Here is a 370-nt window from a genome sequence, read left to right as displayed (position 1 = left end):
CAGCGCCCCCTTTGCTGATCTGGAATATGCTATGAAGAAGCTCCAGCCCGGCGACACACTGTTAGTGCGGTCTGGAGTGTATAGAGAGTTTCCTTATTTGAGCTCGGCAAAGTATCGAAGTGGTACTGCATCCAAGCCAATTCTGGTGCGCCCCTATGGCAATGAGCGACCGGTGATTAGTAAGAGTTCTGAATCTCGACTGGTAGATGTCCGTTGGTGGGCGTTCGAGGGGTTAACATTCCAAAGTGCCGGAACGGTCAAACTGGGAGGGGCTAGTTCCGGCAGGTGCCAGTCTTATGTCAGCGATATTGCTTTTCGAAACAATCGCTTCCAGCACTCGAGCAATGCCGGAATAAAAATTCAATGCGCA

At 51.1% G+C, this 370-nt stretch carries 1 protein-coding gene; it reads left to right on the top strand.

The window, feature by feature from the left end:
* Nucleotides 1-31: 31 nt before the first annotated feature.
* Nucleotides 32-370, top strand: a 339-nt coding sequence (locus C0039_RS21275) for a polysaccharide lyase domain-containing protein (RefSeq protein WP_207796504.1), incomplete at its 3' end; no start/stop codon positions are given.

The sequence above is a fragment of the Pseudohalioglobus lutimaris genome, from assembly GCF_002866825.1.
GTDB lineage: Bacteria > Pseudomonadota > Gammaproteobacteria > Pseudomonadales > Halieaceae > Halioglobus > Halioglobus lutimaris.
This window is presented reverse-complemented; position numbering and strand designations above follow the sequence as displayed.